Genomic DNA, 21,949 nt, shown 5'->3' on the forward strand with positions numbered 1-21,949 from the left:
CTAACATCACTTAGTCGATAAGATTAAAAATCTTCTAAGTAAGTGTAACCCTTAAGCCCTAACTGTAACTCTTCTAGAATACTGGCACGCTCTTCTTCAACTATATGCTGATTTACAAGCTCTTCATAAGTGCGCATAAAGTCAACCGCATCTAAGTTTACATAACGTAAAACGTCAGCTACCGTATCGCCTTCTAAAACAGATTCAATCTGGCTTAATCCACGCTCATCAATGCGTACAACAGCAGAGTTAGTATCACCAAACAAGTTATGCATATCACCCAAAATTTCTTGGTATGCACCCACCATAAAGAAACCAATCAAATATGGGCTGTCGGCACTCCATGCTGGGACTGGCAATGTAGTTTCAATTCCCTGACCGTCTACGTATTGGTCAACAATACCGTCTGAGTCACAGGTAATATCTAACATAACCGCACGGCGCTCAGGTGCTTTATCTAAACCCGATAACGGCAACACTGGGAACACTTGGTCAATACCCCATGCATCAGGTAATGACTGGAATAAAGAAAAGTTAACGAAAAACTTATCAGCTAACTTTTCATTTAATTCGTCAATCACTGGACGGTGATAACGGTTATTGTTGCTTAATAGTCCCTTCACTTCATGGCAAACACGTAAATTAGCTTGTTCTGCCCAAGCTCGGTCAGCCAAACTTAATTGACCCACAGCAAACAATGAGTGTGCTTCAGAAATATCACTTTGACTATCATGGTAAATTTCAATAATTGCACGTTGATCGTATCGACCGCTGATTTCTAACCAAGATTGCCACATATTGTGGAGCAATTGCGGCGCCTCTTCACTTGGTTCCTGAATATTTTCTGGTTGATACGCTTCAGTACCAATAACATCAGTAATTAACACCGCATGATGCGCCGTTAAATGGCGACCAGATTCAGAAATAATACGCGGCATTGGTTGCTCGTACTCATTACATAAATCGGTTAATACGTTGACGATATTGTTAGCATACTCATTTAAACCATAGTTCATTGAGTTATTGCTCTGGCTACGAGTACCGTCGTAGTCAACCGCTAACCCGCCGCCCACATCGAAACAATCAATGCTGGCACCAAGTTGGCGCAATTCACAGTAAAAACGGCCTGCTTCACTTACGCCTTGGCGAATGTCGCGAATATTGGCAATTTGCGAACCTAAATGGAAGTGTAATAGCTGCAGAGAATCAAGCATATTAGCACTTTTTAATTCAGCTATAACTTTCAACACTTGTGCTGCAGACAAACCAAATTTAGACTTTTCACCACCGCTGGCTTGCCATTTGCCTTTGCCCTGGAAAGCCAAACGCACACGTAAACCCAAACGAGGTGTAATACCAAGCTTTTCAGCTTCAATTAATACCATTTTAAGTTCTGACATTTTTTCCAGAACGATATACACCTTATGGCCAAGCTTTTCGCCGATAAGTGCTAAACGAATGTATTCTTTATCTTTGTAACCATTACATACAATGACTGAACTGGCTTTTTGTGCCATGGCAAGTACAGCCATTAACTCTGGCTTACTACCTGCTTCAAGTCCTAACTGAGGGACTTCTTTAGATTTTTGGCTAGCTAAAATTTCTTCAACTACCGTTTTCTGTTGGTTTACTTTAATTGGGTAAACTAACAAGTAATCATTTTGATAATCGTACTTCTTAATTGCATCGTTAAATGCTTCGCATAAACTTTCCACTCTATGGTGTAAGATTTGCGGGAAACGGACTAATACCGGTAACGAGACGCCTGCTTCGACCATACTTTTGGCTAGTTCATTTAAGCCGACTTTATGATCAGGATTTTGTGGGTTAGGTGACACTGTCACTTCGCCATCTTCACGAATACCATAAAAACCTTGGCTCCAGTGAGTCACGTTATAACCCGAGCGAGCATCTTCGATAGACCAATCAGACATAATTATTTTCCGTATTTGTATCAAAGTTAGCAGTTGACCAAAAGTGGCTTCTGCTTGTTAAAAATCCAGATAACACAACAATGCTATCCAAGAAATAAAATGGTTTATTCAGCACTATGATTATGGCTGTAAAACCTGTGACAGACAAAATGAAGGCCCTATATATTGGCTCGAGATCATATCGTCATTGTTATCATGTTTCGCATCTGCTTATATAGAACATCTTACGCAGAAATCCACAAAGCATGCAAATTTTGGCTGCTGAACATCAGTTCGCTGCTGTAACAAGTATTTTACTGATTACGCCTGCAGTTAGTTCACTTTTTAATTGCTAACCAACCACATTTTTAGCCTTTATAAAAACGGCGCAATTAAAACCTGCTATGCGGCGTAATGCAAGTTAATTACCGATTAATTACTATAAAAAATCATCTACAATTGTTGTCATAAACCTCAACAAACAAGGCGATAAGCCTAAATGATTTTCGATAGCGCTTAATTGGCACAACGTGAGCTTAATTTACGTGTATAATTACGTGTTTTTCTTAAGATCATCTTTTTCATTTTAAATTAAAGTAGAGTCATTCATGATACAAATCGGTAAACGTTATTCATTAGAAGTTGTTAAACAAGTTAATTTTGGGGTTTATCTAAATGCTCAAGAGCTTGGACAAGTCTTGCTTCCTAATAAATTTGTCCCTACCGGTTGTAATGTCGGTGATATGGTAGATGTGTTTCTTTACCTAGACTCTGAAGACATTGTGATTGCTACTACCCAAAAGTCGTTAGCTCAAGTGGGTGAATATGCTTATTTAAAAGTAATCGCCACGGGCCCATTCGGCGCATTTTTAGATTGGGGCTTAGACAAAGATTTACTACTCCCTTTTGGCGAGCAACATAAACCGGCAGAAGAAGGCCACTCATATTTAGTTTATGTCCATGCTAACCATGCCGACGAACGTATTATGGCATCGTCAAAACTGGATAAGTTTGTCGATAAAACAGAAGCGCATTATACCGAAGGTGAACAGGTTAATTTAATCATCGGTGGCACTACAGAGTTGGGTTACAAAGCCATTATTAATAACCTGCATTGGGGCGTAATTTACACTAATGAAGTTTTCCAAAAATTGCGATTTGGTCAAAAAGTGACTGGTTATATCAAAACGATTCGCAGTGATGGCAAAATTGATCTTGTACTGCAAAAAGGTGATAAAGACGAGCTAGATAAAAATGCCCGTTTGATCATTAATAAATTGCGTAGCGCTAATGGTTTTTTACCACTACATGACAAAACTGATGCTGATGTCATTTATGACAAACTCGGCATGAGTAAAAAAGCCTTTAAGAAATCAATTGGTGGTTTATTTAAAGCAGGTGAAATCACAATCGAAAGTGAAGGTATTCGCCTAACTGTGTGAACAATCATCGATTAGCCTCGGTAAACTAGTCCAATCCTTTGAGAAAAAGCATGCCTCTGTTATAAAAGTAATAGAATCATGCTTTTTATTAAAAGGATACTGTGTATGGAATTAACCTCACTAGAAGCTAGAGTTATCGGATGTTTACTCGAAAAAGAACTCACGACTCCAGATCAATATCCTCTGTCATTAAATTCACTCGCCTTAGCATGCAATCAAAAAAGCAGCCGCGAACCTGTGCTGTCACTGAGCGAATCTCAAGTAAAAACAGTATTAGACGATCTTACCAAAAAACGCTTACTCAGCGAGCAATCTGGTTTCGGTAGTCGAGTCGTAAAATATAAGCATCGCTTTTGTAATACTGAATTCAGTGAATTGCAGTTAAGCAGTGCGGAAGTCGCTATAATTTGTGTGTTGTTATTGCGGGGACCGCAAACACCAGGCGAACTCAAAACTCGTACCAATCGACTCCATGAATTCAATGATGTCTCACAGGTTGAAACAGCATTACTGGCATTAAGCCAACGTGAAAAGCCTTTAGTAGTTCAACTTGCTCGAGAAGCGAATAAACGTGATTGTCGCTTCCTTGAGTGCTTTAGTGGCAACGTTGATGATTATGATGTGAACAACAGTGATGCCATTGTCGTGTCGACTCACACTCAACAAACTGTACAGCAAGATTCTCGGATTGTAGAACTAGAACAAAGAGTTGAGTTGCTAGAACAAAAGCTAGCCCAATTAGAGTCGCTTTTAAACTAATTAACGCTTTCCAAAACAGGTTAAGCAAGGAAAAAGTATATGGACCGTACCGCCTCTCCATCGACGTTAATTCATATTTGGTTATTAGCCAAATATGAGTTAACCAAACGTTTTACTAACAAAAGCGGTATGATTTCATTAATCGCCTTTATGCTAATTTGGGCAATTTTATTGCTGTACCCTATCAAGAGTGCATCTGAATTTATTATGCAGCCTAACTTCAAAGACTTTACTGAAGCCCTCTTTGGGCCAGGGAGTTTACGCCATCTGTTTGAATGGCCCGTCGAAGAGTTTGCTGTGTTTTGGTTAGCTGCACTGTACCTTTTCCCCATGTTCAGTATTTTTATTGCCGCAGACCAATTTAGTTCAGATAAACAACGTGGTAGTTTGCGATTTCTAACCTTAAGAGTCAGTCGTTCCAGTTTGTTTTTTGGTCGTTTCTTAGGGCAAATGTTTATCCAATTGATGTTGATCATCTTAACGTTATTGGCAACCATCGCATTAGCATTATCACGTGATATATCTTTGTTATTGCCATCAATAACAACTAGCTTAATCGTAATGGTTAATCTAGTGACCGTATTATTACCCTACACTGCTGCTATGGCGGTGCTGTCATTACATGCAAACTCAGCAAGACAAGCCAGCATATTTGCGGTTATCTTGTGGGCTGTAGTATCAATATTTATTGCATTAATTAATATGAATTTCCCACAATTAAGCTGGTTAAACTGGATACTGCCTGGTTCGCAAATAGGTAATTTGATCAATACTCAAGGATTAGGTTCATTCGTATACGCTCCCATTCCTTTACTGCAAACTGCGGTTATTTTATTTGCTGGTAAAGTCTTAATGAGTAGGAGTGCGCTATGAGTATCATTCAATGTGACAACCTTTCTAAACAATACGGTAATAAACTTGCGCTCGACACTGTATCGTTAACGCTTACACAAGGTGCTCCCATTGCATTAGTGGGTCCAAATGGTGCCGGTAAAACAACGCTATTTAGTTTACTATGCGGTTTTATTCAACCCACCAATGGCAGTATTAGCATTTTAGGCCATAAACCCGGTAGCAAAGCGTTACAAGGACTATTGTCGGCATTGCCACAAGATGCAGCATTGGATCCTAATTTTAGTATTGTGTCGCAACTCCAGTTTTTTGCCCAATTACAAGGCATGACAGCAGCGGCAGCAAAACAAGAAGCATTAAGAGTTCTCGCCCTTGTCGACTTAAGTGACTCAGCAGAGGCGAAACCTAAAAGTTTAAGTCATGGTATGAGTAAACGAGTCTCTATTGCCCAAGCCCTCATGGGTTCTCCTAAGATTGTGTTACTCGACGAACCGACAGCGGGACTTGATCCTGCCAATGCGAAAAAAATTCGTCAAATTGTCAAAGATTTATCCGACCATACGACTTTTGTGATCAGCTCACATAACCTTGATGAACTTGAAAAGTTATGCGACCAAGTTGTCTATCTCGAACATGGCAAATTACAGCAATCGGTATCAATTAAAGCCAGCCAAGCGACAGACTTTATCACGCTGACAATGAAGCAATGTGACATGGACAGCCTCCATCAGCAGTTATTAGGCCTTAACGATATCATTGAAGTAAGGCGTATCGGTGATGAGCAATATGTTATCGAGTACCAAAAGCAATCCGGCTTTGCCATTGAAATGCAGTTGTTTGAGCTGTTTACTGCTCACCAGTGGCAATATAAAGCATTACTTAAAGGCCGTACCTTAGAAGAAACCTTGTTTTCTTAACTCACCGCCAATGGTTAAATGAACCTTTAATGCTGACTAAAATCGGTTTGCGTAAAAAGGCTTAACAACAAACCTCATAAGCATCAGTCTCTAATGCCATCGTTTATTAATTAGTGATAACTCACCATATTAATAAACGATGGCATTTTTTAATATATTATTTACGTATCAGGTCGATATAATGAAAATTTAATTGCTTAAAAAACCACATCAAATGAGGTATTTTAAAGTGTCTTCAATCGCTCATCCCTCCTCTACAGCGACTCTAAAACAGCAAATACTCTACATTCAAAATAACGACTAAATGCTAAGAAATCAGTCTAAATGACTAGGCCCTTAAGTAAAGAAGCCTTCCCAGCAACCTCAATGCAATTAACTCAGCGTCCTTCAGTTAGTGAGCTCAACGCTAAAATCTATTAAAAGATTCTAAAATAGACAACATAAATAGGCAAAATTCATAATAATAATGATTTTATAAGCTTAGACTTAAACACGCCCATTGCTGACGTGTGTTTTAATGCGCTAATAACCTGTCGTTACGACTAATACAATCCAGATATTCAATAAGCAACGGCTGAATGAGCGTTTATAACGATGAATTCGTTGTGTATTAGTTCTGAGTCTGCTCTGTATTGTCACTAAATGGCAAACAAGCCATTGCTGTTATTGTGCTTATAATACTCAACAATTTTGGCTGTTAATGTATTTACATAACAAAGACAAACTAATAATCCTCAATTCTAGTCATCTTATTAAGTTGGCTTTATGTGATGACCGTTTATGAGTGAGCCACCTGGTTCTTTAGAAAAGCTAAATCTTAAGTGACGGTACAGCATATAGGGATACGCGGGTCGACCGTATAGCGTCGACAGAAGAACGGTTTTTATCATCTTTGAATGAGTTTCTGGAGTCATTTTGAACTGATAAATGATTTGATGCGCATAACAATATTTCTATGTGTATTAATGATATGAGAGAGAGATAAATAGATTAATGATATACAACATATGATTAGACGATTAGACGATTAGACGATTAGACGATTAGACGATTAGACGATTAGACGATTAGACGATTAGACGATTAGCATGATGACAATACACAATAAAAAAGCAAAAAAAACTGCAGCAATAAATTGCTACAGTTTTAAATCTTTTAACACTTAGCCGAAGCTAAATACTAAACGATTGAAACGTTCTCAGCTTGAGGACCTTTCTGACCTTGAGTCACAGTGAAAGAAACTTTCTGACCTTCGTCAAGAGTTTTGAAACCGTCTGAGTTGATAGCACGGAAATGAACGAATACGTCTGGACCAGACTCTTGCTCAATAAATCCGAAACCTTTATCAGAGTTAAACCACTTAACAACACCAGTAACTTGAGACATAATATAAATCCTGTAAAAAAAAATAGTTAAAGCCTTAACGGCAGTAAAGCTGGAAAATGCCGGTATTACTTATGTTTACAGGACGAAACTGTTCGTATTGATAAATATAAGCCCAACCTTCAAGCTGAGTAAACTATAAACCATTTTCAGGATAAGTCAACAAACATCAACCAAACAATGGTATTTAATTAGTCTCATTTCAAAAAGGTTTATCTTTGAGCATCAAATAGTTATTTATATCAATTATCTGATTGTTTATTGTTCTCGTTGATGAATTTCGATTTTAAAATCTATCTCACACTCGAGCCCTTGCTCTATTATCTGAGACTTCTGTGAATCACTCAACTTCCATGCGTAAGGAGTCATGTTAAGAAAGTGATCAATGTCTTCCGCACGAGTTAATGTTAATGAATAAGCTAACGCTTGGTGTGCTAAGTAAGTAAAGCCATCTAACACCATAGGTTCTTGTGGATGTTGTTTGGGTTCACTATAAATTTTCTTTTTTAACGCATAGTGATGCATCGGCCCGGGAGAAACGGTTATCAGTATTCCGGTCGGTTTTATCACCCGCTGTAACTCTTCAACTTTAGACGGCGCATAAATACGTATCGCTAAATCAAAACTGTCATCAGCAAAAGGCATTTCAAATGCACTTGCCACACAAAAATGTAATCCACTATAGCGTTTGGCAGCATAACGAATTGCAGACTTAGAAATATCTAAACCATAAAACTCACAATGGGGTTTAACCACAGACTGCAACGTTTCAAATAACCGATGACTGTAATACCCTTCGCCACACCCTATATCGAGCACCTTAGTGGCATCTCCTCCAGCAAACTCTAGCGCTAACTGATTTACTTTGTCGCTTAAAGGTTGATAAAAGCCTTGATTAAGAAACTCTCGTCTGGCAATCATCATTTCTTTGTTATCACCAGGATCTTTTGTTTTCTTTTTTTGTACAGGCAATAAATTAACGTAACCTTCTTTAGCACAATCAAATTGATGACGCAGTTCACATTGCCAAGAATGTTGTTGTTGTACTAATGGCGCGCTACAAATAGGGCAAATATAAGACATGGGTGGGCTCTAGAGTTACTGAAAAGTTAAAGATCGTCATCACACAGCTTATTGACCATTTCCGACACGTCTTTAGGGGCTAAAAGTTCAAAACAATCCAATTTACGCTGTAATTGTTCATTATTATAAAATTGTTCATTAGACGAGCGGCCGAAGTTGGAACGCTCTAATGACTGATGATAGGTCCGTAACAACCATTGATGCTTATTTTGCAATAAATGATCGAGTTTTAGTAGCTCAGTTGAGACACCTGGGTGGATTTTGCCCGACTCGCCTCGGAGGTAATCACGTAATTCTCGTCGAACTTGCTCTAATTCACTGATATGAACCGCAAGCATGGTAGAAGGCTCATCATAATCAAACTTACGTCCTAATATCGCTTTAGCCATAACTAGAGCTTGAGGTTCACTCAAAATCCGTAAGTCATTCTCTAACGTCACTAGTTCAAAACGAGCTTCAGCAGCTACACTAAAGTGCACATCTTCATCAGCGTGAATATTAATCGTCACCCCATTTCTGAGTTGTTCAATACACACACGTGGAGCTACCCCCATTGAAGGATATAACTTAATTCCCTGCCCTACGAGCCTTGGCTGAGTAGGCGTTTCAATCATTGTTTGTGTATGTTCAAAAGCAAAAGTCAAAAAAGGTTGAATACGTAAAATGAGTGTCGTTTGTTTATGCTCAACTTGGCTAACCACAAACTCAACTAAAGGATTACTCATCGTTGAAAGTACTAATAAATCACTCACACTATCCGGTAAACGAAGTGTCAACGCAGTCGGTTGAGTTATTTCACTGACGCATGGTTGAGTAAATACATGATGATGCATACAATATTCCTTTACTACTTCACTAAATTGTAACCAGCAAATCCACATTAGTCACCAGTAAACAAGGTTATATTAGAAAAATCATATTGAAGGTTACCTCATTATCATTTTTTTATGCTGATAAATGTTAACATGGTTTTAATCGCGAAAAGGATCTTATACTTACTATGGCTAACGCAATTCAACCCACCTTATTCTGGCACGATTATGAAACATTCGGGGCAAACCCAAGCAAAGATCGTCCGTCTCAGTTTGCGGGTATTCGAACCGATCTAGAACTCAACATTATCGGTGAGCCTGAAACCTTTTATTGCAAACTCGCGCCTGACTATTTACCGTCTCCCGAAGCCATATTAATTACGGGGATAACCCCACAACTGGCCAACCTTAAGGGCGTACCAGAAGCTGAGTTTATGAAACGTATTAATACGCTGTTTAGCCAACCCAGCACCTGTGTTGTGGGCTATAACTCATTACGTTTTGATGATGAGGTCAGTCGCTATGGTTTCTATCGTAATTTTATAGACCCTTACGCGCGAGAATGGCAAAACGGTAATTCTCGTTGGGATATCATTGATTTAGTTCGAGCTTGCTATGCATTTCGTCCAGACGGAATAAATTGGCCGAAGAAAGAAGATGGCTCGCCGAGTTTCAAGCTAGAGTTACTCACCCAAGCGAATGGTTTAAGTCATGAAAAAGCCCATGATGCTATGTCAGACGTTTATGCCACGATTGCTATGGCTAAACTGATAAAGCAGACACAACCCAAGCTGTACGAATATTATTTTAATTTAAGGCGTAAACAAGCGGTTGCGGATCATATTGATGTCCTTAAAATGCAGCCTTTGGTTCATGTCAGTTCAAAAATTAGTGCGCTGCAAGGCTGTACTACGTTAATCGCGCCAGTGGCATATCACCCAACTAATAAAAATGCGGTGATATGCGTTAATTTGGCCATGGATATCTCGCCATTATTAGAATTGTCTGCTCAAGAAATAAACGACCGTATGTATACGTCTCGTCAAAACTTAGCTGAAAATGAGCTCGCTATACCACTCAAACAAATCCACCTTAACAAGTGTCCCTTTATCGGATCGCCAAAATTACTTGACGACGAGGTAGCTGAAAAATTACAGTTCGATAAAGCATTTGCACGTGAGCAATATAAACGCTTAAAAAACCACCCAGAATTGCGCGAAAAGCTTAACCAAGTATTTGAACTTGAATCAGATCGTAAACCGATCACCGATCCTGATTTAATGCTATATAGCGGTGGATTTTTCAGTCATGCTGATAAAACAAAAATGGACATTATTTGCCATACTGCACCACATAATTTAGCAGCTTTGGCATTGCAATTCGATGATCCGCGGATCAATGAAATGTTGTTTCGTTTTCGGGCACGTAATTATCCAGAAACATTAAGCGACAGTGAAGTCCGTAAATGGCGTGATTTCTGTCAACAACGCTTATCGGATGCCGATTATGTGATTAAACTCGAGAACCTGGTCGAAGAAACCAGCGAGAATGAACACAAACAAAAGCTATTAAAAGCCCTATATCAATATTTACAGTCACTATAGTAAATTTTATTTTTACCCAATTTATTTCATCTAAGGATTAAGGGAATGCAAAATCGTTTTTTAGAAAGCATTACTCAACTAGACAAACCTTTGGCCAATGCGCTTGTGCCATTATTACACGAGCAATTTTGCGGTCATATTGATGCAAGTCAATTTGCAGGCCTAGTTAACGCAAGCGGTAAAACAGAGCAACAAGTGCTCATGGATTTATTACCTATTGCCGCAGCACTCGCTAACCCACCGATAAGCGAATTTTATGTCGGTGCTATTGCAAAAGGTGGCAGTGGCGACTTGTACATGGGTGCTAATTTAGAATTACCCGGAGAAGCGTTATTTCACAGTGTTCATGCTGAACAAAGTGCCATCAGTCATGCATGGTTAAGTGGTGAAACAGAAATTGTTGATATCATTGTAAACTTCAGTCCTTGTGGTCATTGTCGCCAATTTATGAACGAACTAGTCAATGGCAGTAAGATAAATATTCACCTGCCTAATCAACCAACCCAAACATTAGCGCATTATTTACCTTATGCGTTTGGGCCGGCAGACTTAGATATAACCGTGCCACTATTATGTAAGCGCGAGCAAGAATTTAATTGTGATTCAGATGACCCAATGATCATCGAAGCCATTGATCAAATGGGCCTCAGTTACGCGCCATATACTAATAGCAATGCCGCTGTTGTATTAGAAACTAACGACGGCGCCACTTTCTGTGGTCGTTATGCTGAAAGTGCGGCATTTAATCCATCAATGCAACCGATGCAAATGGCATTATCCAATTTAATCCGCCATAACCGTCAATACAGCGAAATAAAGCGCGCGGTATTAGTCGAATCATCAGTAGGCAAAATTACCTTGGTCGGCGCTGCTATGGATGCTCTGCATGCAATCGCACCGATTGAGCTTCAACATATGGTTGTAGAACCATTGCTGGGATAAATAACAGCAAACTTACTATGTTAAATATTCAGATAGATGGAAGGCGCTAATAAGCGCCTTTTTTTATTTGGATTAACACTACATTAAACCTAGATTAATAATGTATTATATTTTAACAATCTACTGCTGATACCATGCTAAGCTAATTGACATTTTTAGCATGGATAACATTAATTTAGCATGGATAACATTAAATTATCGGTGTACACATCGTTAAACAAACAACTGTTTATTGCTATTTTAATTATTTACTGGCTAATAATTTTCATCTAATGCAGCGTTTAATCAACAACAGTCTGTAGATAATTTATCTCCTTTAATGGCAGATAATGAGTAGGATTATTACCATGGCCGATATTAATCAATCTTATAGCCAAATTCAGATAATAACTGCAACATTATTAACGGGCACATCGTTATCTATGAACAAACAAATGTAAAGCGAGTCACTATTGCGCATATCGAGCCTTAGCAAAGTTTTACTCTTTATGCTGTTTTGTACAGTCGCTTTAGTATGGGCCATTATCGAAAATGCCAAACCTCTTACGGTCAAAATACTCAACAACTTATTAGCCGACAACCACATAGAAGTGCTTAATTTTGATGCCGAATATGTCTCATTTAATCATATTCGGATCCCCAGGTTAGTCCTAAAAATTGAAGACAGTCATATCGCTATCCAAGAGTTCAATCTTGAGCTGCGTGACAGCCTGCAAATTCTTAAAAACCAACAAATCAACGCCGACGATATCGTTAGCATCAAAACCCAGAGTGTCTATGTTGATTTGGGCGACAGTTTTTTCATTCGTCAATCACAACAAACTGAAGAATCTCCAGCGGCAATGCAACTCAACCTCGCAAAATTACCCACTATTGAGCTAGGTGAAATAAACATTAAGCTACCAGTGCTGGATAAAGATCTCCCACAGCAACACACTTTAAAGATGGACCAGCTTACGTTGACACAAAAAGGTCAACTAAATACCTTGTGGCGATTTAATGACTTCCCGCTATTTAGCCTAGATGCCAGCTTAGACAAACGTGCTTGGCAATTTAACACCCTTGTTGATTTAGGGTTAAGCTATCAAGGGCTTGATTCATTAGAACAATATTTAAGCTTATTAAACAATAAACAACAGTCACAACAAGCGCAAAGCAACAATATGCTTCATGGTTTGCATACGCAGCTATCACAACTTCTACAACCCATTCGTCAACAGCAAGTCACCATAGAAGGCCAATGGACAGCCAACAGTAAAATTAACTTAATCAGCGGCGAGATGAGCAGTCAGCAATCGATAGACGGATTATCTTTACACTCGCCACTGTGGCCTAGTGTCTATTTTTCGCCGCAACAACCCATTAAGGCGATGCTTAATTTGGGCAATTACCCGCTACAGGCCTCACTAGACAACAGTAAAACCATCGATGCCTTCGCGCTAAAACTTGATATTGCCCCGCTACACTACCAACTGTCGCCCTCACAAGACGACAGAAATAAATTAATTGCATTGTTAGCCGATGATCACGCCAATCAAATAGTTCATATCATTGAACAGTTAACCCCTAAATCACCTTCTCAGCTAGCCAGTATCGATGTAGGCATGGCCTATCCCGTTGAAGTCGTTATCCCGCTGCAAAATGATGCTCTACCTCTGCAGGTGTCAATTCCTGACCTAAGCGTCAGCATTGAAGGGTTATTGCTCCAAAGCAAATTAAAACTGGCGCACACCACATTCAATAGTCATCAACAATTTAACAGTCATTTCGATTGGGGTATGGCATTGTCGACCCCGGAAGCAACAGCCAAGACACAACAACAGCCAGTTAACACACTCACCACAGCCAACACAACCGTAACCGTCAGTGAAAATATATCCGAACCAACATCAGCACCAGTAACCGCGATGGCTCCAAGTCTAATTGATATAAAAGCCTTATTCCCTGAGATCCCGTTAGAGCAGCTGTCACTTTCTAATGCGAAAGTGAATCTAGTCGGTCAAATATCGCAGTGGCAACAAAATCAACTCGAACTGTCATTGCTGCCAAGCTCCAGCGTAGCCGTCAACAACACAAGTATATTGCGCAGTATTACCAGTGAGAATGAACAACATACCAAGCAGACCAAAAAATCTTCTGCACTATTAGGGTCATTCGGACTTGTGCTTAACGACACCTCGACCATGTCATTCAAACAAAATAATACTCAACTCAATCTATCTCCGTTTACACTGCAAATTGGCCAATTGATTGTTCAGCAAGCAACCCAAGTGGACAACAGTAAACTATCAACCACACTGGCCTCGGTTAACAAAGCCGATATTGCCATCAATCAAGGTATAATCTTGGCGTTACATCAAGATGAGCCCATCGACAAGTCGCTAGAACGTTGGTTACAAAACCCTGCAACCAACGACATAGCTTGGCGTATCAATAAACTCGATATCACCAAGCAACTGGGCAAAAGTCGCCGCCAGCCACTACTTGCGCTTGATAAGATTACGGTTACTCAGCAGCTCAATTTATCCAAAGGATTACTGGTTGGTAGCGAACAATGGCAACTCGATACCCTTAACTTAAGCAGTTATCACTTACTTAAATTTGCTGATAAAAAAAGCCCATTATCATTAGCTGGCCAATGGACTTTTGATACCGATATTGAAACAGCAATCAAGACATTACAAAAAGTCCAACCCCTGCCAGATAACTTTACAATTCAAGGCCACAGCAAACTAATCGCAGGTTTTGCATTAAGCGAAATAGGCAACACCAGTCAGTTTGAAATGAAAATTCAACAACAGTTATCATCTTTGTCAGGCCAATGGGAAGATAAAACCTTTAACGGCGGTGACGTGTTTGCCCAATGCCAATTTAACTGGCAGCAAACTCACGATGGTCCTAATACTCCTGCGGCTGAAAAACACTTTGCTCACAGTCAATTAGTCTGCCCACAAACCGCAATCAGTTTACAGCAAGCTAAACTTGGTTTATCGCTAACAAACTTGAATTTGAATGCCGATATCGAACTCAATAAAGACGGCAATAAAACGCCGACCAATTGGTTACAGCAAGTTACAGGGTTAAGCGAGACCAACATCAACCTTACCGCCAGCGGCGACATGCTTGATGGACGCTTTTTATTACCTGAGTTTGTACTAAAACTGCATGATAAATCTTATGGATACTTATTATTACAAGGGTTGAGCCTAGAAAAATTCTTAGAAGAGCAACCGCAAGTGGGTGTTAAAGCCAATGGCTTATTTGATGGCGTATTACCCGCGGTACTGGTTGATGGCAAAGTGACTGTTACTGGTGGCAAACTGGCTGCGCGAGCACCTGGAGGATTAATTGAAGTTGCCGGAAATCCTGCAATGGATCAGCTAGAATTATCTCAGCCTTATCTTGGATTAGTCTTTACCGCACTTGAGCATCTTAACTATACTGAATTGTCGAGCTCCTTTGACATGATACCCAACGGCGATGCACAGATTAATATTGCAGTAAAAGGTAACAGCCGTGACATTGAGCGCCCTGTTCACCTTAATTACTCTCACCAAGAAAACTTAATTCAGTTATACAAAAGTACTCAGATCGGTAATCAGCTACAAAGCAAAATTGAAGCAAAAGTCCAATAGCAGCATAAAAGGATCGTCCACGTGAAATATTCATCGACATATTTAGTCAGTATCAGCACCATAATGGCATCGTTATGGTTATCAGCTTGTACGCCTACCGTAAAGATAGAGCCACCTGACAAGCCAATTGTCATTAACTTAAATGTTAAAATTGAGCATGAAATTAGAATTAAAGTGGAAAAAGAACTCAATAATTTACTTGAGAATGACGAGTTATTTTAAGCAGAGGTTATCAAGATGAAATCTAGATTCGCTTTAGCCACTGCCGTATGCTTAACCAGTTTATTATGGTGTGCCACTGCTTGGGCAATGACATTGCAACAAGCCAAAACGGCCAGACTAGTAGGTGAGCAAACAAACGGTTATTTAGGTGTTGTCATTCAATCAAAAGAAACACAACAGCTAGTACTCACGGTTAATACCAAACGCAAACACTATTATCAACTCATCGCTGAGAGAAATAAAATTAGCCTAGATAAAATTGCCACTCTTGCGGCTCAAAAAGCGATTGAAGCAGCGGAACCTGGGCATATGATCCAAACGCCACAAGGGCAATGGCTAAAAAAATAACCACGAGAGTTGCCTCTACGTGGTTATGTCTATGTCTATGTCTATGTCTATATCTATATCTAACAAACCATTACATGGTCGCCATAACCCAATAATCTAAGCGCTTCTGTGGGTCTGTGACAATCGATTTGCAAGAGTCTTTGTATTTTGACATCAATGCGCCTAAGTTATTCGACCCAGCTAATTTATCAATTTGCTTTTGTTTAGCAGCAACAACATCTTTTTCAACTTGCTCTGGGGCACGGTACTTACCCGCTATCGCCACGGCATCAATTGCAGAGGTTTTTAAACGATCACCCACCGCTTTCATTTGTGGGGCATTCATCGCAGCAATCGCTTCCGAGCTAATTTGATAATACGCTGCACATTCAAGTAGTTCATCAGTGAATGCTTTTTCTGCAGCATCTTCTGCGTGTGCAGTTACACTCATGCATATAGCCGACACAGTAAAAACCCACATAGCAGATTTGTTCATGGTTGTTTCCCTTCGTTTTTAGAAATTTGGAGATAAAGTTAACGATTGATAATGCGCTAAGCGAAATGTTAAAAATTGTTCAACTTGAGGCCATTCGGTTTCAATAATCGAAAACACCACAGTGTCACGAATAGTCCCGTCAGCTTGAATTTTATGATTGCGTATAATGCCATCTTGCTTAGCACCCAACCGTGCGATAGCGTTTCGAGAGGCATGATTATGCCAATGCGTCCTGAATTCGACCGCGATAGCATCTAAGGTATTAAATGCATAGCGGAGTAATAATAACTTGGACTCAGTATTAATAGCACTACGTTGATAAGATTTAGCGTACCAAGTGTAGCCTATTTCGAGTCTACGATTAGGTTGGTCCCAGTGGCAAATTCGAGTACAACCAATAATATTGCCAGAGACTTTATCACGCACCGCAAACGCGACCGCTTCGCCTTTTTTTTCACAAGCTAAAGCGTGCTCGACATACGCTTTCATACCATCGGCATTAGGAATTTGCGTAAACCATAATGTCCACAAATCGCCATCACTGGCAGCCACAGTTAATCCAGGAACGTGATCGAAAGACAGTGGCTCTAGGATAACATGTTCGCCCATTAAGCAATCTTGTCTATTAATCCAGCTCAAATTAACGCTCCTTATAGTAAAAGGTTACATTACCTTAACTGCATATAGATTTACAGCCAGCAACTACAATGTTTTTAGCTATCGCGTAAAAACATTGTTTTGCTGTTGATACAACCAATCACTAAAGACGGATCCCTTGCCAACGGTAGAATTAAAAACCGTGATTCGCGTTACTCACCCTAAACCAGCCGGCAATACTATTACGGGTTTTTGTGGTCGGCCTGACTTCATGCGGAAAGCGTTCACTTAAAAACAATACCAAGGTACCAATTTTAGGATTAACGACTTCTAAAGGTGCATCAAACTCATCATAAATGATCAATTCGCCACCATCGCTGTGTTGCCAATCTGGATTCAAGAAAAATACTGTCGATAAAATACGATTTTGGCTGCCATGCAACGCATCAACATGTTTTTTATAAAAAGCACCAGGCTCATAAACAGCATAGTGACTTTCAAAGTCAAACAGCCCCATAAACAAACGACGATTTAACCCGTCTTTCAATTGGCTCATAATCGATAAATATTCACGGTCAATATGATCTTGATTGTCTAACCAGCTAATTTTATCCGAGCGAATTTCAGTATTGATTTGTTGTTCAATCCCTCGACCAATGGCGGCTTTTTTAAAATCAATATCTTGCTGAGCTTGCACTTTTTCAAGCAAGGCTAAACTTACATAATCAGGAATGATATCAGATAAAAGGATATACCCTTTATCGACTAACGCATCTGCGATCACATCCAGCATTGCTTCACTTACTTGCGAAACCATATATGCCACATCCAACAGAAAGACTACGCTTTTTACTTTACTCAAGGGCACAGAAAGGAAATTAAGGGCCTGATTTTCGAGGGGGCGTCATTACAAAGTATGATTGCCATACCTTGGTTATTTTCGGCGATTTTATAGAATAAAACCGCCATGAACAACATTTATTAAAATCATTAAAATTCATAAACTTAAACCAAGCTAACACACAGTACCAGGTAAACCTAATGGTTAAATTTGACTATGTGTTAATACGGCCTCGGTTGAATCATCGCTATGACTATCATCAAGCTTTTGTGCTTCACACGCTGCAACATGACTTTGTTGCATTTTTAAGGCGAGATATAAATCTGAGCGAATAGTAATACCTTCTTCGCCAGACACCATATCTGTTTGTTCAAACCAGCTAATTAACTGCCGCTTACGCCCTGCCAACACTAAACTGACACCACGCTTTCTTAATAACACATCGATGTCGGTCAGCATTGCCATTACGCTTAGATCTAAATGAGTAAAGCAAGGTACCGCATCTATAATCACACATTCGACCGTTTCAAGTTGGTTCTGCCGAGCAAAGCGTTCCAGTAGACGGCGCTTAAAATAGGTGGCATTAAAATAGGTCAACGGAGAGTTGAACCGATAAATAAACACACCAGGTACCGATGAGGCTTTGTCGCTGCTATCTAAGCTGCGAATAATGCCTTTAGCATCCAGTCCCAACACTTGATCCGTCGGTCGCATAACCGTACGAAGAAACTGAAACAATCCTAATAACACTGCAAGGGTGATCCCAGGGATCACGCCAATAAAAAGTACTGCGAGGAAAGTGGTTAAAGCTAAATAAAAGGCTTGGCGATCACGTAAACGTAAGCCCCAAATCGCTTTTAAGTCGATAAGGTGCACAGACGCTATCACTAATACTACCCCGAGCGCTGCGCTGGGAATAAACTCTAACGGCGCGGTTAAAAACACCGCCACTACGGCGATTAACACTGCAGCAATCACCGACACTAACTGAGTTTTACCGCCATTCGCATCGTTTACCGCAGTACGAGAATCGGCACCACTCACGGCAAAACCTTGCGATAATGCGGAAGCAATATTGGCTAAGCCCAAGGCTTTAAACTCTTTGTCAGCATCAATGTCGTAACCATTTTTAGCGGCAAAACTGCGCGCGGTCAGCATCATACTCACAAAACTGACCATGGCTAAGTTGAGTGCCGGCATCACTAATTCACGCGCAATACCAATGTTAAACACAGGAGCTTGAAATGATGGCAAGCCACCTGCCACGCTACCAATAACCGCCACATCATAATCGGTTAAATGAAAAGCCCACACCAATGCACCACCGACTGCAATAGCAAACATTGATGCTGGCCATGTCGGTTTTAACCGCTTCATCACAAAATAAACAACCACAGTGAGAATGGCCATCATCAATGTCGGTATGTGAGTTTGTGATAAATAACTTGGCGCACCGCCTAGGCGTTCAAGCAAGTATTTTTCATCAAAGGTAAAACCGAATATTTTTGAGAATTGCCCCACAATAATGGTAATGGCGACACCGTTAAGCAGCCCCATCAGAATGGGTTTGGATAAGAAATCGGCTAACACGCCTAATTTAAATCGACTTGCAATCAAGCACCAAAACCCTGTCATCACGGTCATGGTCATCACTAATTGCCAATGTTTTAGGCTATCGCCGGCCGCTAGAGGGGTCACAACGGCGGCAATTACCGCACATGTTGCAGCATCAGGGCCAACGATTAGTTGTCTTGAGGTGCCAAATAAGGCATAGATGAGCATCGGCAACACGCATGAATACAAACCTACAGCTGCATTCACGCCCGTTAACTGCGCATACGCAATTGCCACGGGTAAAGCGACTGCAGCAACAGATAAACCAGCACGAACATCATCTTTAAGCCAGCTTCGCTCGTAACGAGAAAAGGTTTCTAAACCAGGCATAAATCCATATAACCGACTCAGTAACACAACAACCTCAATAATAATAAAGCAGGTTGTTATCATAGTTTTATTTCAAATTAATTACGACATATTCACCAACGATAAATAAAATTTCATCCAATAAAAAACGCCAAGCGAGTTAGACTTGGCGTTTTGAGTTACTAATTTGTGGCTAATATAAAATAGCCATAATGATACAGAAGTAGCGATATCGTTACTGTAAACGTAATTGATATACCACAGTGGTGCCGCTGACTTCATTACCAATTAACAATAATGGCAATCCGGTAGGGCTGTATTGACTAGCAATAAACTTCATCCCCTCAGGACCTAAATCACCCGCTAAAGAGGCATCACCTTCTACTTCGCCGGTGTCGGTATCAATGGCAAAGTCGGCATCAAAATTACGATTACGAACATAATCGACAAACGATACGGCAAAAGGGTTAGTAATGTCGTAGATCATAAAACCACCGGTGCGTTCTAAACCAATAAAGGCATAAGTATGTGAACCTATTTGGCCAATAGCTAATGCCTCTGGCTCCGGGCCTTTGTCGTCGCTGCGGCTATCACCTTTGTTTTCATCGTTGTTGTTATTGAAGTTCATCGCTAATAACGCCGCGGTAATACGCTCGAAATCACTGCCACTGTCAAAAACTTGTTGCCCCTCTGCAGTCCAAATCGAAAATGAACGGCCACCGTAAGCGACTATTTTATCCATTAAGCCATCATTATTCTCATCGCCCATACTCGTGGTGACTTTTAAGCGCCCAAGTTGGGTTTTATCTTGTGCGGCAGCAAACTGCGGATGGTTAGGGTCTAAATTCAAATCTTCAGCTCGAGCTTCTTCAGAAAAACCGTCATAGTCGCGGGCATCACCTTCGTTGGCCGTTACGATAAAATCAGTATTATTCCATCGATAACTAGCAATAGTATCAGGCTGATACATACCATAAACACCTTCATAAGCTTGTAAATTTATGGCATCGTCTTTGTCACTGGCATCAATTTTATTAGCGTCTAAACCAAAATCTTTAAGCCCTAATGCAATAATACGCTTTACCGTTGCTGTTGCTATATCAATCACAGCAATAGCATTGTTTTCTTGTAAACTGACATACGCAAATTGACTGTCAGCTGATACTGAAATGTACTCAGGTTCTAAATCTTGCGCCACACTCGCGCCAGGACCATTAATTTTAATCAATGGATTAAGCTCTGAATTACGCGTACCACCAATATTAAAATCTTTAAAATCAATGACAGTTGCCGTGGTTGCTGGCACACCACCCACAATGGCAATTAACGCAACAGAACCTTCAGGGTCAACATCATAAGCGCTATTAGGCTCACCTTCATCGGCAACTAACAACACACTACCGTCAGGGCTAAAAGTGACATTATCAGGTAATGCACCCACCTCAACAAACGACAAATAAACGGGTAATGCGCTTTCAGATAATCGATAGAACGCCACTATACCATTACCTTGAGTAGCGTTACCTAACGCATCGCCTCGCTCAACGGCTGCCGCTAACAAATTACCCGAGACACTGACACTGTTCACGGCGCCCAGTAGGGTTAACCCGGTATCGACGCTAATATTCAATTCGGTCTTTTTGGCAATATTATTTAAACTGTAGCCTGCTTCATCTTGAACGGCTGTTTGAGTTAATGTCGATAAATCGAGTACATCTACTTTGCCACTTTGAGCATTCACCACAAATGCGCTCTGACTCAACGGATGATAATCGACAATTTCTGCAGCACTTAAGCCATAAACACCAGACTGATAACGCCCCACTAAATCAACTGCCAAAGTATTTTGGGTAACATTACAAATCGTTTGAGTTTGGTTGCTATCAACCTCACTCATCTCTAATACACCGTTACCATTAGTGTCTAATCCAGTGTCAATTTGCTGACCACCAAACGCGCACTGAGCATGACCTACAGCAAGAGGGGTTACACTAACCAAAGCAGATAAACCATTATTACCACTGGCTCCATCTACGCCACTATCACCCTTTGAGCCCATTTGGCCGTCATCGCCATCGCATGCTGTTAGTAGCATGGTGGTCATTATTGCAGACACTAACAGTGCCGTTTTTCCTTGAACAAAGCGCATCATAAACTAAAGTTCCGAATAGAGGTTGGTAATCTAAAGCGAATAATCTAAT

General features: G+C 40.2%; 18 protein-coding genes. 9 read left to right on the forward strand and 9 right to left on the reverse strand.

What is annotated here, in order from left to right:
* Window positions 1-23: 23 nt before the first annotated feature.
* Window positions 24-1,934 (reverse strand): biosynthetic arginine decarboxylase, encoded by a 1,911-nt coding sequence (gene speA / locus AAEY98_RS08465; protein WP_101087546.1) that lies wholly within the window; start codon window positions 1,932-1,934, stop codon window positions 24-26.
* Window positions 1,935-2,521: 587 nt separating this feature from the next.
* Here speA and AAEY98_RS08470 point away from each other — a divergent pair.
* The 4 genes from AAEY98_RS08470 (at window position 2,522) to AAEY98_RS08485 (ending at window position 5,883) form a co-directional block, all read left to right on the forward strand.
* On the forward strand, window positions 2,522-3,355 hold the full coding sequence (locus AAEY98_RS08470; RefSeq protein WP_101087545.1) for a CvfB family protein: 834 nt from the start codon (window positions 2,522-2,524) through the stop codon (window positions 3,353-3,355).
* 105 nt (window positions 3,356-3,460) lie between these two features.
* Window positions 3,461-4,114: a YceH family protein gene (locus tag AAEY98_RS08475; protein WP_351016286.1), complete on the forward strand. Its 654-nt coding sequence runs from the start codon at window positions 3,461-3,463 to the stop codon at window positions 4,112-4,114.
* A gap of 39 nt (window positions 4,115-4,153) precedes the next feature.
* Window positions 4,154-4,987 (forward strand): ABC transporter permease, encoded by an 834-nt coding sequence (locus AAEY98_RS08480; protein WP_351016289.1) that lies wholly within the window; start codon window positions 4,154-4,156, stop codon window positions 4,985-4,987.
* Entirely contained in the window at window positions 4,984-5,883 is a 900-nt protein-coding gene (locus tag AAEY98_RS08485) for an ABC transporter ATP-binding protein (protein WP_101087542.1), read from the forward strand. The genes AAEY98_RS08480 and AAEY98_RS08485 overlap by 4 nt, the downstream gene beginning before the upstream one ends.
* Window positions 5,884-7,062: 1,179 nt before the next feature.
* Here the strand turns inward: AAEY98_RS08485 and AAEY98_RS08490 are convergent.
* The 3 genes from AAEY98_RS08490 to AAEY98_RS08500 form a co-directional block, all read right to left on the reverse strand.
* Window positions 7,063-7,269 carry a cold-shock protein gene (locus AAEY98_RS08490; protein WP_011637160.1) on the reverse strand — a complete coding sequence of 69 codons (207 nt, stop codon included), beginning with the start codon at window positions 7,267-7,269 and terminating at the stop codon, window positions 7,063-7,065.
* 255 nt (window positions 7,270-7,524) lie between these two features.
* Window positions 7,525-8,349 (reverse strand): 23S rRNA (guanine(745)-N(1))-methyltransferase, encoded by an 825-nt coding sequence (gene rlmA, locus AAEY98_RS08495; RefSeq protein ID WP_101087541.1) that lies wholly within the window; start codon window positions 8,347-8,349, stop codon window positions 7,525-7,527.
* A gap of 26 nt (window positions 8,350-8,375) precedes the next feature.
* Window positions 8,376-9,182 carry a hypothetical protein gene (locus AAEY98_RS08500; protein ID WP_101087540.1) on the reverse strand — a complete coding sequence of 269 codons (807 nt, stop codon included), beginning with the start codon at window positions 9,180-9,182 and terminating at the stop codon, window positions 8,376-8,378.
* Between the two features lie 167 nt (window positions 9,183-9,349).
* Between AAEY98_RS08500 and sbcB the strand changes: the two genes are divergently transcribed.
* From sbcB to AAEY98_RS08525, 5 genes are all read left to right on the forward strand, one after another.
* Complete coding sequence (gene sbcB / locus AAEY98_RS08505; protein WP_101087539.1) at window positions 9,350-10,765, forward strand: exodeoxyribonuclease I; 1,416 nt, start codon at window positions 9,350-9,352, stop codon at window positions 10,763-10,765.
* A 45-nt stretch (window positions 10,766-10,810) separates the two neighbouring features.
* A complete protein-coding gene (gene cdd, locus AAEY98_RS08510) occupies window positions 10,811-11,707 on the forward strand; it encodes a cytidine deaminase (protein ID WP_101087538.1) in 897 nt (298 codons plus the stop codon).
* Window positions 11,708-12,195: 488 nt separating this feature from the next.
* Window positions 12,196-15,342: an intermembrane phospholipid transport YdbH family protein gene (locus AAEY98_RS08515; protein ID WP_351016295.1), complete on the forward strand. Its 3,147-nt coding sequence runs from the start codon at window positions 12,196-12,198 to the stop codon at window positions 15,340-15,342.
* 63 nt (window positions 15,343-15,405) lie between these two features.
* Window positions 15,406-15,564 carry a YnbE family lipoprotein gene (locus AAEY98_RS08520; protein WP_081430160.1) on the forward strand — a complete coding sequence of 53 codons (159 nt, stop codon included), beginning with the start codon at window positions 15,406-15,408 and terminating at the stop codon, window positions 15,562-15,564.
* Window positions 15,565-15,579: 15 nt separating this feature from the next.
* Entirely contained in the window at window positions 15,580-15,912 is a 333-nt protein-coding gene (locus tag AAEY98_RS08525) for a YdbL family probable chaperone protein (RefSeq protein WP_351016298.1), read from the forward strand.
* A gap of 70 nt (window positions 15,913-15,982) precedes the next feature.
* Here AAEY98_RS08525 and AAEY98_RS08530 read toward each other — a convergent pair whose 3' ends face one another.
* The 5 genes from AAEY98_RS08530 to AAEY98_RS08550 all read right to left on the reverse strand — a co-directional run bounded on the left by AAEY98_RS08530 (window position 15,983) and on the right by AAEY98_RS08550 (window position 21,900).
* The gene (locus AAEY98_RS08530; RefSeq protein ID WP_101087535.1) at window positions 15,983-16,387 is read right to left on the reverse strand and encodes a hypothetical protein; all 405 of its coding nucleotides are present in this window, start codon (window positions 16,385-16,387) and stop codon (window positions 15,983-15,985) included.
* 18 nt (window positions 16,388-16,405) lie between these two features.
* A complete protein-coding gene (locus tag AAEY98_RS08535; RefSeq protein WP_351016379.1) occupies window positions 16,406-16,996 on the reverse strand; it encodes a GNAT family N-acetyltransferase in 591 nt (196 codons plus the stop codon).
* A gap of 181 nt (window positions 16,997-17,177) precedes the next feature.
* The gene (locus AAEY98_RS08540; RefSeq protein WP_350978774.1) at window positions 17,178-17,801 is read right to left on the reverse strand and encodes a 2OG-Fe(II) oxygenase; all 624 of its coding nucleotides are present in this window, start codon (window positions 17,799-17,801) and stop codon (window positions 17,178-17,180) included.
* Window positions 17,802-18,029: 228 nt separating this feature from the next.
* Window positions 18,030-19,832, reverse strand: a complete 1,803-nt coding sequence (locus tag AAEY98_RS08545; protein ID WP_392342719.1) for a SulP family inorganic anion transporter — start codon at window positions 19,830-19,832, stop codon at window positions 18,030-18,032.
* A gap of 151 nt (window positions 19,833-19,983) precedes the next feature.
* On the reverse strand, window positions 19,984-21,900 hold the full coding sequence (locus AAEY98_RS08550) for a choice-of-anchor I family protein (RefSeq protein WP_351016301.1): 1,917 nt from the start codon (window positions 21,898-21,900) through the stop codon (window positions 19,984-19,986).
* Window positions 21,901-21,949 lie beyond the last annotated feature (49 nt).

The sequence above is a fragment of the Shewanella sp. AC91-MNA-CIBAN-0169 genome (genome assembly GCF_040310165.1).
Taxonomy (GTDB): domain Bacteria; phylum Pseudomonadota; class Gammaproteobacteria; order Enterobacterales; family Shewanellaceae; genus Shewanella.